Source organism: Longicatena caecimuris (assembly GCF_004341945.1).
GTDB classification, from domain to species: Bacteria; Bacillota_I; Bacilli_A; order Erysipelotrichales; family Erysipelotrichaceae; genus Longicatena; species Longicatena caecimuris.
Window position 1 is genome coordinate 89,894 of record NZ_SMBP01000003.1, and the last position, 17,026, is coordinate 106,919.

14 protein-coding genes are annotated in these 17,026 nt (G+C 37.5%); 11 read left to right on the plus strand and 3 right to left on the minus strand.

The features are described 5' to 3' along the window. Position 1: 1 nt before the first annotated feature. The 6 genes from EDD61_RS02830 to EDD61_RS02855 all read left to right on the plus strand — a co-directional run bounded on the left by EDD61_RS02830 (position 2) and on the right by EDD61_RS02855 (position 7,365). Positions 2–721 carry an ABC transporter ATP-binding protein gene (locus EDD61_RS02830; protein ID WP_008688999.1) on the plus strand — a complete coding sequence of 240 codons (720 nt, stop codon included), beginning with the start codon at positions 2–4 and terminating at the stop codon, positions 719–721. 4 nt (positions 722–725) lie between these two features. After that, on the plus strand, positions 726–3,212 hold the full coding sequence (locus EDD61_RS02835; protein ID WP_132223868.1) for an ABC transporter permease: 2,487 nt from the start codon (positions 726–728) through the stop codon (positions 3,210–3,212). 147 nt (positions 3,213–3,359) lie between these two features. Next, positions 3,360–3,980 carry a hypothetical protein gene (locus EDD61_RS02840; protein ID WP_132223871.1) on the plus strand — a complete coding sequence of 207 codons (621 nt, stop codon included), beginning with the start codon at positions 3,360–3,362 and terminating at the stop codon, positions 3,978–3,980. 433 nt (positions 3,981–4,413) lie between these two features. Further along, a complete protein-coding gene (locus EDD61_RS02845; protein WP_132223874.1) occupies positions 4,414–6,315 on the plus strand; it encodes a YgiQ family radical SAM protein in 1,902 nt (633 codons plus the stop codon). After that, positions 6,312–6,671, plus strand: a complete 360-nt coding sequence (locus EDD61_RS02850) for a CidA/LrgA family protein (RefSeq protein WP_008688992.1) — start codon at positions 6,312–6,314, stop codon at positions 6,669–6,671. The genes EDD61_RS02845 and EDD61_RS02850 overlap by 4 nt, the downstream gene beginning before the upstream one ends. Then, the gene (locus EDD61_RS02855; protein WP_117547301.1) at positions 6,664–7,365 is read left to right on the plus strand and encodes an LrgB family protein; all 702 of its coding nucleotides are present in this window, start codon (positions 6,664–6,666) and stop codon (positions 7,363–7,365) included. The genes EDD61_RS02850 and EDD61_RS02855 overlap by 8 nt, the downstream gene beginning before the upstream one ends. Before the next feature lie 103 nt (positions 7,366–7,468). Here the strand turns inward: EDD61_RS02855 and EDD61_RS02860 are convergent, their stop codons facing one another. Beyond that, positions 7,469–8,557 (minus strand): peptidoglycan-binding domain-containing protein, encoded by a 1,089-nt coding sequence (locus EDD61_RS02860; RefSeq protein ID WP_132223877.1) that lies wholly within the window; start codon positions 8,555–8,557, stop codon positions 7,469–7,471. A 268-nt stretch (positions 8,558–8,825) separates the two neighbouring features. Between EDD61_RS02860 and EDD61_RS02865 the strand changes: the two genes are divergently transcribed. After that, on the plus strand, positions 8,826–9,257 hold the full coding sequence (locus EDD61_RS02865) for a MarR family winged helix-turn-helix transcriptional regulator (protein ID WP_008688987.1): 432 nt from the start codon (positions 8,826–8,828) through the stop codon (positions 9,255–9,257). Continuing rightward, positions 9,250–11,103, plus strand: a complete 1,854-nt coding sequence (ftsH, locus tag EDD61_RS02870) for an ATP-dependent zinc metalloprotease FtsH (protein ID WP_008688984.1) — start codon at positions 9,250–9,252, stop codon at positions 11,101–11,103. Before EDD61_RS02865 ends, ftsH begins: the two co-directional genes overlap by 8 nt. 62 nt (positions 11,104–11,165) lie before the next feature. Here ftsH and EDD61_RS02875 read toward each other — a convergent pair whose 3' ends face one another. After that, positions 11,166–13,439, minus strand: coding sequence for a bifunctional diguanylate cyclase/phosphodiesterase (locus tag EDD61_RS02875; RefSeq protein ID WP_132223880.1), 2,274 nt, complete (start codon positions 13,437–13,439; stop codon positions 11,166–11,168). 369 nt (positions 13,440–13,808) lie between these two features. On the opposite strand from EDD61_RS02875, the gene EDD61_RS02880 reads away from it, so the two are divergent. Beyond that, the gene (locus EDD61_RS02880; protein WP_008688980.1) at positions 13,809–14,786 is read left to right on the plus strand and encodes a zinc dependent phospholipase C family protein; all 978 of its coding nucleotides are present in this window, start codon (positions 13,809–13,811) and stop codon (positions 14,784–14,786) included. A 29-nt stretch (positions 14,787–14,815) separates the two neighbouring features. Beyond that, entirely contained in the window at positions 14,816–15,778 is a 963-nt protein-coding gene (locus EDD61_RS02885) for a dipeptidase (protein ID WP_243642680.1), read from the plus strand. Between the two features lie 88 nt (positions 15,779–15,866). On the opposite strand, the gene EDD61_RS02890 is transcribed toward EDD61_RS02885, so the two are convergent. Continuing rightward, entirely contained in the window at positions 15,867–16,274 is a 408-nt protein-coding gene (locus tag EDD61_RS02890) for a DUF1893 domain-containing protein (RefSeq protein WP_008688977.1), read from the minus strand. Positions 16,275–16,436: 162 nt separating this feature from the next. Between EDD61_RS02890 and hpf the strand changes: the two genes are divergently transcribed. Next, positions 16,437–16,970 (plus strand): ribosome hibernation-promoting factor, HPF/YfiA family, encoded by a 534-nt coding sequence (hpf, locus tag EDD61_RS02895; RefSeq protein ID WP_008688975.1) that lies wholly within the window; start codon positions 16,437–16,439, stop codon positions 16,968–16,970. Positions 16,971–17,026: the final 56 nt, after the last annotated feature.

Sequence of the window (17,026 nt, forward strand, 5' to 3'; positions counted from 1 at the left end):
TATGATTGATGTAAAAAACTTGCGAAAGTCTTATCAGACGCAGGATAAAACCGTTGAAATCTTGAAAGGTATCAATATTCATGTAAATCCCGGTGATTTTATGATCATCATGGGGGAAAGCGGCAGTGGAAAGACGACCTTTCTGAACTGTGTTTCCGGTTTTGATACGATTGATGAGGGAAGCATTGAAATTGGTGGCACAAAGCTAAATGAAATCAAAGGCAAAGCGTTAGAACAATTGCGCTTGCATCAGTTTGGTTTTATCTTTCAGGACAATTATTTGATCGATAATCTGACGATCTTAGAAAATGTAGCGATTACACGCTTGCAATACGATGCGAAAGCGTATGATAAAGCAATGGAACTATTGAAGAAGGTGCATATTGACCATTTAAAGGATAACTATCCATCTCAGGTATCCGGAGGAGAAAAACAGCGTTGTGCAATTGCCAGAGCCTTGGTAAATGAACCAAAGATCTTATTTGCGGATGAACCAACCGCAGCCTTGGATCGACAGACTGCTGATGAAATCATGAACATCCTAAGTGAACTGAATAAACAAGGACAAACGATCTTGATGGTAACCCATAGTCCGCGAATTGCCGCATATGGAACAAGAATGGTGTTTGTGGAAAGTGGGGTATTTGAATGCGATGAAGCCTTTACCGGTGATGATCTAGAAGCTAACTATCAGCGAGTGATGGAAATCACGGAGCGCTAAGCTTATGAAACTTGTATATAAAACCTTGCATAAGAAACAAGCTTTCCTGCATGCTATGCTGATACTGCTGCTCTTTCTTTCCCTATTATCTTTGCAAATCACCTTTACAGTGTTTACAAAAGGGCAAAATATGGCAGAACGTATCGATAAGATGGATGTTGCCACGACCAATATCTTTTATAAAGAATATGATGATGAAATCAAGGATTTTTTGCAAGAGTATAAAGAAGATGGCAACTTAGACTTCACTTATGAAGAAAGTTTGGTATGGCCGTATGGCGTTTTTTCAACAAGCTGGATGCAAGAAACATCTCCTATCTATTTAGAAGGATTCGTGAAAAGCGATGCGCATTATCCGTTATTAGAAGGTAAGCCCTTAAAAGATTTAAAGGGGCATGAAATCGGGGTCATGGAAAGCTATGCACGTTCTTTACGAAAACAGGGCATTGAACCTTTAGGACATGAGATTGAAATTACTGGATCCTTCCAAGAAAAAGAAAAATTTACGATAACAAGTGTTTTTGATTATCCTAATTACGATGATGGCTATGCCAATCAAAAGAATAGTAAAGCTATTCAGGATTATCAGATTACCAGACGTGCCGTAGGTATCGTTAATGAGAAAACCATAGAACAAATAAACGGTCATTATGTGAAAACGTATGGTCTTGAAAAGGCGGCAGGTCTATATGAACGCATCTTAAAATTGAAAATCAAGGACTATTCAGCACAGAAAGAGTATGCCCTGCGCAGTGATGCGTATAATGATGATCGTACTTCTTCCGCTCAGATAGATTTTCGTTTACTTGCGGATGAAATTGATGGTAATCATGTACAAGATGGTATCTTCCAATTTGTATCCTTAAGTGTTACCTCTTGCTTGGTGGTAAGCTGTTTATTTGTTTTGTTTGCCTTTATGAAACGTAAACTGATTGAAGATCGTGAAAAGCTGCATATTCTGATTGCCAATGGGATCATGAAGAAAAACATTCAAAAGGCATATGGAATGGAATATGGACAGCTGTTTGCTGCAGCGCTTGGTCTGCTGATTGTTTTTGATATCGTGTTGCAGCTAGTGTTGGCACATCAACAAAACTATGTCTTGCGTCTATTATTTTCTTTATCAACGAAAACAGTGTTATATCTTTTGCCGGTTACCATCCTTTTCTTTATCGGATTGCTCGCTTTGATGCTATGGCAAGTACATGCCTGTTTCCAGGCAAATCTATCCCATGCGATGAAGGCGAAAGACGTGCATATTACAAAACGTACACATCGTATTCGGTATCGTTGGCAGAGTCTGCATATGGCATGGCGAGAAGTTTTAACACATCCGTTTTCTTCCATGCGTAATATTCTTTCTTTAGCTATTATCTTTTTAACAATCTTGCTGCTGTTTATGACGCAAAGTATTTTATGGCATTTGTATACGCCGGCTACCTTTGGCTTACAATTTGATTATCAGTTGTATAATGGGATAGCTTATGATGATTTTATGGAACTGAAAAAGGAATATTTTGATGTCTTTGCGTTTATGGATGAAACAAAGCGTTTTACTAGTATTGATAAGGAATTCATGGTATATGATAAAAGCACGCGAGATAGTGTAGAATTTCATTATTATCCAGGCATGCGCATTACCTTGACCGGAAGTTTAAAGCATTTTCTACCGGTAAAAGAGGGTGTTTATCCGCCACCGGTTGGAGCAGAAGGTGGCGAAACATTGATGGAAAAGATGCGAACTATGGTGCCACGTCGTATTCAACATGATTTTCATCGCTATATCATGTATTCTGACTATGTGAAAAAACATCCTGAAGTTGCCAATGACACCTATGCTGAATTCTCACAGGGATGGCGAGTAAATGGATATCCAATCTATGGCTTTACAGAGTCTATCGTAAATCAAGGCTATGTGGCATTTGCCAGTCGTAACATGAGTCCTTTAGATAGAGAGCATTATCCACAAATGCCTAAGACTATCCTAAAACTAAAGGACAGCTCACAAAAGCAAGCTTTTGAAGCTGCTTTAAAGGAAAAAGGTATTACCTATGATAGCTATGATACGGTATTACACATCTTGCAGGAGAATAATAACGATTTGAGTCTGAAATTACGCTATGTCATGATTAGTGTTGCAATGATGGGCGGTTTTGTCTTATTGTTGACTTTGTATGCCAATGTGCGTGCAGATGAAGCTATGCAAAAGATGAGCAATATTTGTTATACACATATCGGTATGCAAAAAAAGATTCGGCTGCAGCGAGATATCTTATATCAAGGTATTATTATTGTAGCAGCTATGATTTTAGCCATTTTCTTATATGGTATTTTACAATATCCTTATTTCCAGGTGTTAGGAGTTTATCTTGGTTTATATGAATTGCCATCAGGTGCTATCTGGATTCTTCCTGTTTGCCTCGTTATTGTGGTACTGCTATACCTGCTGCTTGTTGTAATAACCAGAAAACGAAAACAACCCAATATCTGATGGTGTAAGATAGGTATTTCATAGTATGATGAGGAAATCTGTTTACTGTAGCTATTGCGTAACGATTTTCTCTTTTATAATAGAAGTATATTTTTAATTGCAAAGTATGTAATGCCCGATGTTAGGAAATGAAAGAAGGTAAATAAAGTGGATGAGAGCATAAAGAAAACCTGTAAGAAGTTGAACTTAAGTAAGCTAAACTATATAAAGTGTATATGCAGATTTACGAAAGATACAATTAATTCCGCAAAAAAGGATATTAAAGACAATCTTGATATTGGTAATGATAAAAAACGTGTATGGGCTTTGTTTGGAAAAGATGGAAAAGATGGAAAATATTGGTACTGTTTAGAAGTCGGTTCCAGCAATAACATACAAACAGAAATACTATCAAATCTACAGAGTATGCAGCAAGAGCCAAAAGCGGTATGGAAAGGTGCTTATTTTCATAAGGATGAAAAATTGTTTGCATTCCAAACCTACATGGATAGAGCCAGTTGTAAATATCGTGGCATGTTACAGCTATGTGAGGAATTTTGTTGGTGTGAAATTGATATCGATTCCTATGTGGGTGCTAATCAGCTACCTGAAGATATGGAAAGCAACGATATCAACGATCATTTAGAAAATTATGTAGAAGCAAAATTTGCCTATGATACAAAGGCTCTATTTTGGAATCCTTCTCCTGCAACAAACGGTAATAAAGAAAAAGCAATCCTACAGGAATTAGAGAAAGTAGAGAAGTTAAAGATGGCACAAAAAGGTTAGTTTTGCTAACTTATTATGAAATATATAAATTTAATTCGTTAATGATCGTATATTGTTAGTGATTCAGCTAATGATTTACGATTGTTAGTTATATAGCTAATAAATACTGAAAATAAGTAAATATCAACAATTTGCAGAATATTATTTATTAGAAACTTTATGAAGCATAATTCGTTTTTTGATTCATGAATTTAAAATGGAAGATCATGAGTTTTAAAGAATTAAAAGGATACAGTATGAGCGGCTGATAATTAGTTAAGTGCATCCGTGCGATATCTGGATCATAAGGAAAAGATAGAAACTGCTACATTCCTTTGTTTCTTCTTCTAAATTACGCGCATCATGAAAATAATCAAAAAATTCCTTTCATGAGGTGACGAATGAATGCCTTCTATGGTACTATTATATGGCTTATAGAGATGGAGGCGTTATTATGGCTTTTTTACCAACAACACGCGAGGAAATGCTGGAACAGGGATATGAACAAGTAGATTTTGTTTATGTTAATGGGGATGCTTATGTGGACCATCCTTCCTTTGGTTGTGCCATCATTACCAGAGTTTTACAGGCGTATGGCTATAGCTGTGCAATCTTAGCTCAACCGGATTGGCATAAGGATGAAGAATTTTTACAATTTGGAGAACCACGGTTAGGTTTTCTAGTATCTGCCGGCAATATTGATTCTATGGTGAATCACTATTCTGTAAATAAACGCCGCCGTGATCATGATTCTTATAGTGATGATGGTGTCATGGGAAAACGCCCGGATCGCCCTACGATCGTATACACTCAAATCTTGAAACGACTGTTTCCACATAAACCGGTATTGATTGGTGGCATTGAGGCTAGCTTACGGCGCCTATCGCATTATGATTATTGGGATGATGCTGTACGACGCAGTATTCTGATGGATTCACAGGCAGATCTATTGATGTATGGCATGGGAGAAAATACGATTGTTGAGGTTGCGGATGCATTGGCAAGTGGCTTAGCAGCAAAGGATCTATGTTATATACGCGGTACTTGCTGGAAAACCAAAAGTCTAGAGTATTTGAGTGATTATATCTTGTTGCCCAGCTATGAGGAAGTAAAAGCGGATAAGCGCACTTATGCCAAGAGTTTTCATATCCAGCATGAAAATATTGATGCCATTGCGGCAAGTGTATTGGTAGAGCCTTATGATGGTTGGTATGTCGTACAAAATCAACCACCATTGCCATTGACACAGGAAGAGATGGACTTTACCTATTCCTTGCCATATGAACGCACCTTCCATCCAAAATATCATTATATCCCGGCAATTGAAGAAGTGCAGTTTTCCATCGTATCTAATCGTGGCTGCTTTGGCTCCTGTGCTTTCTGTGCCATCACCCATCATCAGGGACGTGTAATTTCTACACGTAGTAAGGAAAGCATTGTCGAAGAAGCAAAACGCATAACCGAGATGCCGAATTTCAAGGGGTATATTCATGATGTAGGAGGGCCTACAGCTAATTTCTCACGAGAAGCTTGTGATAAGCAGCGAGAATTTGGGGCCTGTAAGAAACGAGAATGTTTATTTCCAAAGCCTTGTGGCAACATGGTAGTGGATCACAGTCGTTATTTGGATATCTTGCGTTCCGTTCGTGAATTACCTAAAATTAAGAAAGTTTTTATTCGTTCTGGTATTCGTTATGATTATTTGATGCAGGATAAGAATGATGAGTTCTTTGATGAATTGGTAAAATATCATATCAGCGGACAGTTGAAGGTAGCTCCTGAACATATCAATGCGGCTGTGTTAGATAAAATGGGAAAACCACGCAAGGAGCTCTATTTAAAATTTGTTGAAAAATTTAAAGAGAAGAATGAACAGTTCCATATGGATCAATATATTGTGCCTTATTTGATGAGTTCACATCCAGGCAGTGATTTACAGGCAGCCATAGAATTGGCTTGTTATTTAAAGAAGATCCATTATACACCGAAACAGGTACAAGATTTCTATCCAACACCGGGGACACCGGCTACTTGTATGTATTACACCGGTTTGGATCCTAAGACGATGCGTCCTGTTTATGTAGCGAAGACTTGGGAAGAAAAAGCAATGCAGCGTGCCTTGATGCAATTTACATATCCACAAAATTATGATCTGGTGTACAAAGCATTAAAAAAAGCAGGAAGAGAAGATTTGATTGGCAATGGTCCAAAGTGTTTGATCTCATATCGTCGTCCATCCGCTAATAATTTTTCACACAAACAAGCAAAAGGGAAAGATAAGACTATGAATAAAAAGAATGTAGGAACAAAGAAAAGGACAAACGCACATAAAAGAGAAAGGAATGCGCAGCGATGAAATTGTTTCGTGAAATTATCATCATCTTTGGCATTAGCTATATTGGAGAATGTCTGTCTACGCTTTTACATTTACCCTTGCCAGGTAGTCTGGTAGGAATGCTGTTACTGTTGTTACTGTTGTCTTTTCGTATTCTGCGGCTGGATATGATCGCAACAGTTTCGGATTTTTTGTTAGGACATCTACCATTTTTCTTTATTCCGGCTGGTGTTGCTTTGATGGCAAAATTTTATCATATCGCCGATATTTGGATTCCAATCCTCTTAATCTGCATGGTGACTACAGTGATTACGATGGGGTTGAGTGGATGGAGCATGCAACAGGTGATGGAGAAATGGGGGAAAAAGCATGGATGAACTTATCAATACCCCTATGTTTGGCATCTTATTGTCATTGCTTGCTTTTGAAATAGGGTTATTTATCCAAAAGAAAACAAAGCTCTTATTTCTGAATCCATTACTGATTGCCATCGCTCTTATCATTATCGTGTTGCTGATTAGTAACATTCCATTAGAAAGCTATCAGCTTGGTGGCGATATTATCAATCTGTTTTTAGGACCGGCGACAGTTGTTTTAGCGGTTCCTTTGTATCAACAGTTACATAATCTGAAAAATTATTTTGTTCCTATCATGATAGGAATTTGTGTGGGGATCTTAGTTGGTATGATTTCAACGATATCTTTATGTCTTTTAACTCATTTTGATGCTGACATCATTGCTTCTTTAGTTCCTAAATCAATCACAACGCCGATTGGAATTGAAGTAAGTGCACAGCTGGGCGGGATACCTGCTATTAGTGTATTGACAATTTTAGTTACTGGGATTTTTGGAGCAGTTGCAGCGGATGTCGTTTTTCGTATTTTTCATATCAAACATCCTGTCGCAAAAGGAATTGCTTTGGGAACTAGCGCTCATGCCATTGGAACGACCAAGGCTTTATCGTTAGGCAAAGTAGAGGGTGCGATGAGCTCTTTGGCAATAGGCGTCAGCGGTATTATCACCGTCATGATAGCTCCGTATGTATGGAATATCGTAATGTCGATTTTATAAAAAAAAGGAAGTCCATGTTATCATGCAATTTTTTGGATGATCATGTTGCTTCCTTTTTTAATGTGTTTTTATATCTTTATCACTATTTTTTCATTATGCTTGCTTATGGAGAAATCGCTTTTTCATAGACTTCAAGTTCTTTGCACATCTGCTTTATCAGCTGCCATTGTGTCTCATCCAGGATGCCATTGACTGGAAGGCCGAGCAGTCGCTGAAAGCTTTTTATGGCTTGTCTTGTTGTTTGAGCATCTTCCATAGCACAGTAAGGAATCGTAGGATAATAGGCATGCAAGATGTTCAGCTTTTCTGTTAATGTGTTTAATTGTTCTGTTGCTGCTATGGATAGGGGGGTGAACAAAGGCAAAGAGCCAGCAGTATGCTGCATGATGGTAAAAGCAAGCTCATATGCCCATTGTATCGTAAATGGGGTCAAATGATCCATGCAAGGAAGATGCCAATACCTGTGGAAGGCAAGAAGTGCTTCCATGCTGTCATGGTTCCATTGACCATTCTGCTTAGCGATGATAGGCAATGCCTGGTGAAAGCTGGATATGATATGGTATTGTTGTTGAAACTGTAATCGATAGGTTTTTTTCTGCTCATCAGATAGAGCAGTAATAGGATTTTTTTGATTACTATAAGCATTAAAATAGTGTACGGCTTTTGCTAAAAGGTCAGGATAGAAGCAATAAGTGGCAGTTGCAGCTTTACCACCTTCATCTGTTGTGGAGTCTTGTTCCTGCAAGCTCAACAGTTTCATAATGGCAGCCTCAAGTTGTTCATCAGATGAGGTAGGATTCATCTTTTCACTTAAAAGGTGCATTAATTTACTGATGACGGGTTGAAAAACACCGGCAGGGAAACAAGAAACAGGTGGGTCATGGGCAAAGCATAGACAATCTTTTGTCACTTGATGAGTATTGCCTTTTTGGGTATTTGTACGCATCAAAGTTAATAGACAACTTCGTTCATTCGCATACAGGATGACTTTTTGCTGTAAATTACGATAGTTTCCTATACGTATATCAACCAGATATTCCACGGGGTTTTTACCATCCACATAAAGGGGAATCCAGGAAGTCATACCATAAGCATCACTTAACAGAAAATCTTCAAATACCAGAATGTTTTGTTGTTTGCGATAAATACGTATGCAGGCTTGGGCAACAGGTGAAAAGGTTTCCTGTGTCATGACATGAACTTGTAAATATGCGGTTGCGATTGTTTCACCTCCCCTACATTACGGTATGTTTCACTAGACAAAGGGCATGGGTGGAATGCCTAGCAAAAGCAAAAATGGAAGGAAATGGAATGATAACCTTTTCAATATGTGAATTATGTGAGAAGTATAGAGTTTTGATGTTGAAAACAGCAAAGGTATTGACGTTATAAAAGGCAAGGTGTATATTCATCACATAAACTATTTCATGCGTGAAATAATAGGAAGTGAGGACGCTGTTATGGGCAATGAGGAACGTATTGTTCGTTTGATCAGAACGATAACTACACATTTGCATAGCTGTATGAATCGCTGTTATGAAGATTATGGAATGACGGGTATTCAAGGGCTTGTACTGATGGAAGTGGCAAATGATGAAGAATGTAAACTGGGGGCATTGGCACAGCGCTTGCTAATGACGAATTCAAATCTATCCGCCATTATCAAACGAATGGAAGAGCATGGTTGGATACGCAGATGCCGTTCACCTCAGGATGAGCGTATTGTCTATGTACGCTTAAGCAATGAGGGCGCAGCTATCCTTGCGGATATTAAAAAGCGTATGGATGCCAAGTTGGACTTTCTGAAGCAAGAAGATGAAGAAAGTATTAAGCAAATGATACAGAGTCTGAAACGACTTGATGATCTTTTGCAGGAGGTTACCTATGAATAAGCAGAAAAAGCCATTATATTACTATTATTTAATCATCTTAATCGTTCTGTTAGGAATTAATCTTGTATTTACTATGTTTCGTGGGGATAAAATTAAAAACGTGAACTACAATGATTTTATGAAACAAATTGAACAGCATCAGATAAATGAAGTAGAAATAGGTGATCAGAATATTACGTATTCACTTAAAGGGGAAACGAAACAGCTGTATAAAACAGAAACGATGGAAACAGATACGAGTTTATCACAGCGCTTATATGATGCCGGAGCTAAATTTACGCGTATTCATACGAAAGAAATGAATCCTTTGTTATCTTTTCTATTGACATTTATCTTACCGGTTGCTTTCTTATGGTGGCTAGGTAATCGGATGTTTAAAAAGATGCAGAAGAAAATGGGTGGCGATGCCATGAGTTTTGGCGGTGGTTTTGGTAATTTTGGCAAAAGCGATGCTAAAATTTATGTAAAAAGTCAAAGCGGTAAAACCTTTCGTGATGTAGCAGGACAGGAAGAGGCGAAGGAATCCTTACAGGAAATGGTTGACTTTTTAAAGGATCCAGAAAAATATAGTAAGATTGGTGCACAAATGCCAAAAGGGGCATTATTAGTAGGTCCACCGGGTACCGGTAAGACGTTATTAGCCAAAGCTGTTGCCGGAGAAGCCAATGTGCCTTTCTTCTCTATATCCGGTTCCGAATTTGTTGAAATGTTTGTTGGACGCGGAGCTGCCCGAGTACGTGATTTATTTAAACAGGCTCGTGAAAAAGCTCCATGCATCGTTTTTATCGATGAAATTGATACGATAGGGAAAAAGCGAGATGGTGCAGGCGTTGGTGGAAATGACGAACGAGAACAGACGTTAAATCAGTTATTAGCCGAAATGGATGGTTTTGATGGCAGTACCGGTGTTATCATCCTAGCTGCGACCAATCGTCCGGAATCCTTAGATCAGGCATTGTTGCGTCCGGGACGATTCGATCGCCGCATTCCGGTGGAATTGCCTGACTTGCATGGACGTGAAGCAATTTTACAAGTTCATGCGAAAGATGTTAAAATCAGTAAACAAGTTGATTTCCGCGCGATTGCCAGAGCTACAGCAGGGGCCAGCGGTGCAGAACTTGCTAATATTATTAATGAAGCAGCTTTGATTGCTGTAAAAGATCATCGTAATCAAGTATTGCAGAAGGATTTAGAAGAAGCTGTTGAAATTGTGATTGCCGGTTATGAACGTAAAAATGCTGTGATTTCAGCGAAAGAAAAACTCATTGTATCCTATCATGAAATTGGTCATGCCTTAGTAGCAGCCCGCAGTAAACATTCCATGCCAGTCGCAAAAATTACGATTGTACCAAGAACAAGTGGAGCTCTTGGCTATACTATGCAGGTACCGGAAGATGAAAGTAATTTGATTACAAAGGATGAGGCTTTTACGAAAATCGTAACATTCTGTGGCGGACGAGCTGCGGAAGAATTGATTTTCCATTCCATTACCAGTGGTGCAGCAAATGATATCGAACAGGCAACCAAAATTGCCAGAAGTATGATCACTCGTTTAGGAATGAGTGAACAGTTTGGCATGACTGCTTTAGAAACAGTGAATAATCGCTATCTTGGACAAGATGCGACACTTGCTTGCAGTGATCAAACGGCAACCAAAATTGATGAAGAAGTAGTGAAACTGATACAGGATGCATATCAACAAGCATATCGAATACTTGAAGAAAATAAAGATAAATTGCATGAGCTGGCAAAGTTCTTATATGAAAAAGAAACGATTACCGGTGAGCAGTTTATGGCAATTTTGAATCGCCCGCGGCAAATTGAAACAAGCGCGGTGCAGGAATAAAGAAAACGTCATAGGACAGGATGCATGTCAACAGCAACTGTGTTATGACGTTTTTTATTTACTTAATCAGATTCTTTAAGAAAGCCTTCTCCCCAATAGCCAACAGGATCTTTCAACAATAACTTCTTAAAATCATTTGCCGGCATTGGTTTAGCAAAGACATATCCCTGGATGATATCACAGCCACATTTTTCTAAGAAGTACACTTGATCAGGCTCTTCAATACCTTCTGCAACGACCGCGATATGAAGCTGTTTCGCCAAATGAATAATATGGGAAACAATGATGCGAGCTTTCTCTATAGAAGCACCTTTGCGAAAGAATAAGATATCTAATTTTATGACCTGAATAGGAAGTTCTTTTAATGTATTCAAGGAAGAATAGCCAGCACCGAAATCATCAATTGAACAAAGGAATCCATGAGTACGCAGTTCACTGATCTTGGCACTTAATAACGCATGGTCTTCAATCGCTAGACTTTCGGTGAATTCCAATTCTATCACATCATCACAAAGTTCATATTGTTCTTTTATCGAAACATAATAGCTTATGAAATCTTCCTGGAAAATGTCTAATCTTGAAACATTGACTGCTAGATGAATGCGATGTGTGTGATTTTCAAAATAATCGTGCAGCCATTTGCAGGCAGAAGCAAACATATAACGATCTAAAAGAACAATGAATCCATTACGTTCAAATATCGGAATAAAGTCATTTGGAGGAATGATGGTTCCATCACTTTTTTGCCAACGTACCAAAACTTCTCCACCCATGATGCGATGATTATGATGAGTATCCGTTTTAGGCTGTATATACATTTTAAATTCACCATTCTTCAAGGCAAGCTGCATTTGACTTTCAATCTCATTAACATGTAGGATATTTTGACGAATGGTATCGGAATAAAATGCTTGCCGTATTTCACGATTTGCTTTAATTGACTGTTGCGCCATCTTAGCACGGTTATACATCTTATTTACACTTAACACATCTTCTGGTTTTGTTACACAGTAAAAACCAATTGCAAATGAAATAGGGAAAGAATGTGTATTGCAATGCTCTTTCGCAATAACAGCTTTCATGATATGTTCATGCCATTCGATTAATTGGTTAGGTTCTTGGAAAAAACGTATACCCGTAAAATGATCGGCACTTTCACGACAGAAGAAATCATGTGTTTGCATATTGGCAAGTAGGCAATTGCACATGATTTTTAATAAAGCATCACCGGCCTCATAGCCAAAGGTGTCATTATAGATTTTAAAATTATCAATATCCCCATACCAAAAGGCGAATGGTTGAAATGCGTCTTTTCTTTGGATTATCTGTTCTTCCACATCTATAGAAAATTTGACAAAGTTTGATATACCGAGCACAGGATCTGCAAAGGCTAGTCTTTCAAGATGTTGCTTTGTGCGATTGTGCGTGCGATTAATAAGGTAAAAGAGTAGTAAAAAGATCAATAAGGCAAAGCCTGTTAACAGAATGGTTCCATAGATCAGCGTATGATCTTCATTAATCATATTTTCATTTACGATACTTAATAAATACCAATCGTTATACGATAATGGTGTATATAAGCACCAATAAGTTTGTTTATCCTCATCATACGTGAAGAAATGTGATGTTTTATCTTTAAGGTTTTGATGAATACTTGTTAATTGTTCTTCACTAAGATTACCAATATCCCCTATATTTTCCACCGTTGCTGATTTCATAGAACGAATGATATAAGTGCCGTTGCTGTCAATGATATTGGAATAGCCACTATGACTGAAGATGGCATTATCCAAAACACTCCGCAGTCGCTGAGTTTTATCAGCCGCTAGTAACACACCGATATTTTGATTATTACTGATAATAGGAACACTATAATAATTGAGGTAGTTATTACTGAAAGGATCTTTTAATGTCTTAGAAATGGTAAGTTTTCCTTGCATGCCTGATTGAAAAATAGGAGAGGAACTAAAATCAACCTTATGATGAATGGTGCCATCTAAATCAACCATGTCGGCTTTCCCATTGCTATGAATGATACCCATGCGATAAAACGCGTTGCGATCATTGATCTTACGGATAATAGGAAGTAAATGTTTTAAATCCATAACTTTCATTTCACCAAGTGTAAGTGCCACACCGTCAAGGGTTTCCATATTATTCGCTATTTGTTCGTTAACCGTTGTCTTCATATTTTCTACAGACTCTTCAAAATAAGCAATATTTTTCTGATTGCTTTCTTTCATCATATAGAAAATAAAACCGACACCTGAGACGAAAAAGCACAGGCATAATATAAGAATAATACGATAATATCTACTTGTTTTTTTTGTTACCATGACTATCTCCTATATAAATCATCATCCGATATCCCTTACATCGGTTATAGTTCTTACATTATAGCATGGATTATGTAAAGAGTGGTACTAGAATAAGAATTCCTATCTATTCACTTTATTTTTAGCATATATCATGTATATATCATACTTCTACAAGTAATCTGTAATGAATGAAGATAACAATTACCGAAAATAAGATACCACCTTCAGCAAATGATAAGAAATAAAAAATATAGCATTACTCTTTCAGTTACCATCCTATGGAATCAAGCATAAAAGAAAAGAAGGGTTTCGCTTTCATAATAAAGCATTGTGAAAAAGAGGAATGAAATGCTATAATACCACTAGACGACAATAGGAGGGAAGCACATGCCAAATATTATCACACACAAAATATTTGCTGAAGAGGTATTAAAACAATTAGAAAAACAAGATATTCGCTCAATTATTGAAAAACATCCGCAAAGCTATTATATTGGCAGTAACGGACCGGATTTTCTGTTTTTTTCGCATAGTAAGCCTTGGGAGGCATATAAGAGCCATGTCTTAAATCATCTAGGGAGCCGTATGCATGCAACCCATATCAACGCTTTTTATGAAACTGCACTGCGCTGTGTGAAAGCTCAGGAAAACATACAAATAAAAGAAACAATGATGGCATATTTGTTTGGACATTTATGTCATTGGGCATTAGATAAAACAACACATCCTTATATTTTTTATCGTACCGGGAACTGTAAAGGAAAAAGTGCCGGATATCATCACCGTTTTGAATCTATGATGGATACCATGATGTTAGAAAAATATAAGGGTATTAATATTAAAGAATTCCCTTGTTATGAAATTTGTGAATATGATGAAGATATACTAAAGGCTATTGCCAGGATATATGTTCCTAGCGCAAAAGAAGTGTATCATGTAGATGTAAAGGTACATGACATACGAGAAGCTTTAAATTCCTGGTATGATATTCAAAAATTATTGTATGATCCTAATAATTTGAAATATCCCATTGTTAAAGGTGTGGAAACTTTGTTTAGACAACCATGGAAGATCAGTGGCAATATCGTTAAAACAAAGATTGATGAACGCTATGATATCTTGAATGAAGAAAAACGCGAATGGCTGCATCCTTGTGATTCTGCTATGCGATCAAATGCATCCTTCCTTGAGTTATTCCAAGAGGCGCAATCGTTGGCAGTTGCGGTAGTGGAAAAGGCCTATGGATGTATAGAATATGATGCAAATGTCCAAAGTGTTATGGATATTTTACAAAATCAGGCATATGATACTGGTATGGATGGCAATCCTAAGATGCAGTATTTTGATGTCATCTATGAGCATTAGCAGCATATATGCTGCTTTTTTAAACGGAGGTGTATGATTTGAAGAGTTTTGATCTGCATGCAGATATCGGCTACGATATTATGCAAAAGAAAAATAAGGGATATAAAGAGAATATTTTAAAAACGTATCATCTGCCTAAATTTGAGCAGGGAGAAATCGCTTATATTTGCATGGCATCTTTTTTTGATGGGCATGAAGATTGGACGGATATGCAGGATATGATCCAAAATACCAAAAAAGCCATACAGGAGTGCGAAGATGTCTGTCTTCTTTTGCAAGCAGAAGACTTTTTTGTACCTGCTAAGGTTCATGCCATTATGAGTGTAGAAGGGATGTGTGGAATCAAGGAGCATCCGCGTGAAAAGATACGTTGGATGTATGAACAGGGTGTGCGTTTGGCGTCCTTTTGCTGGAATGATGAAAATGCGCTGGCAACCGGTGTGAAAGGTGATACACAACGTGGACTTACGGCAATGGGAAAAGAAGCATTGGACGAAATGGTAAAACTGAATATGGTCATTGATGTCTCACATGCAAATGAAAAAACTTTCTGGGATATTCTTTCTCATCCTAAGGCCAATATCATCGCGAGTCATTCTAATGTTCGAGAATTGTGTGATCATCCGCGTAATCTTAAGAATGAACAGATTGAAGCATTGCTGAAACGTGGCACTTTGATTGGTATGAATACAGCACCACAATTTGTGCATAGCAATAAAGAAAAACAGGATGTTGCCCATCTTGTACAGCACATGGTCTGGTTAAAAGAGTTTCATCATAATAAGGTTGATAGCATTGCTTTTGGCTTTGATTATATGGATTTTTATGAGGAACAATATGATTATTTAAAGGGTGCGAAGGATTGTACGCAGACTGGTAATATCCTTCAGGAAATGCGTAAGTATTTTAGTGAAGAGGAGATTGCAGCAATTGCATATCGTAATGCATGCGATTATTTTAAAAAGATTTGGCAGGCCCATAATGCCATATAGAAACATTCAAAAAAGAAAGTTTTCAGGTAGTTTAAAATTCACCTTAAGACTTTCTTTTTTTAAACAATTTATTTGTAGGAAGACGTTCTTACTTGGTCATTTGTGCTAGCAAATGTACCAGTTTGTGATAGGCAAGCTCCATATCGTCTATATGCAATACACATGTTTCCATGGGGCAGATACCATCTTTTTTGCGATTGATGATATTTGGTACAAGTAGTTCGTAATGAACAAGAATATGATGTGCTTGTAAAAAATGCAGTGCCGGTTCAGATATCACACCAGCATGAACTTCTTTGATGCCCCCGAATACTAACATCATTGCTGCCGCTTTGCCAATCACTTTATCTGCGATTTGCGCATCTTTCAATACACCCTTATCAAGGAGGGTTAGAATGGGGCGTATTCCATCAGCCTTTTCTTTATAAATATGATTGTTTTGTGACACTATACAGGATAAGTGTTCTTCCTTTAAAATTTTCATCAGGCTTTCCATTTTTTTCTTTTCCTTTCTTACAAATAGTTTGCATAAAAAAAGCGAAACTTCCATGATCGCCCTTACAGTACAAGTCTATCATATTTTATCTAAAAATGATAGTCTAGTAAAAGGAATTTTTTTGACTATAATAAAGGTATAAATACAAGGAGGGATTTTATTATGAAAGTCCAGATCTACGGTAAGAACATTACGGTAACTCCAGCAATCGCTGAGAAAATTGAGAAGAAGTTAAATCATCTCGAAAAGTATTTCATCATTGATGAGAATGTGATTGCAAATGTGGTAGTTCGGGTGTATCCGAACAAACAGAAAATAGAGGTGACGATTCCAACAAAGTTTGCAGTTCTGCGTGCAGAAGTTGTGCATGATGACTTATATGCAGCCATTGACTTGGCTATCGACAAACTGGAAGATCAGATTCGCAGACAAAAAACAAGATTAACGAGAAAGAACAAAGAGAAATTGGCATATGCGTTCCTTGAAACAGAAGAATTAGATGAAGAGTATGATGAAGCGGATGAAGTCGTTAAGACAAAATCCATTGTCCCAGACACCATGGAATTAGATGAAGCGATTATGCGTATGGAAATGTTGAATCATAATTTCTTTATTTATCGCGACGATGAAACAAAGGAAATTGCCGTTGTCTATAAACGTCATGATGGTGGCTATGGCTTAATTGAAACGGAATAAACGGGGCTCTAAATTAACGTGGGGTTGAGCGAAAAAAGGCTCTAAATTATTGTGGG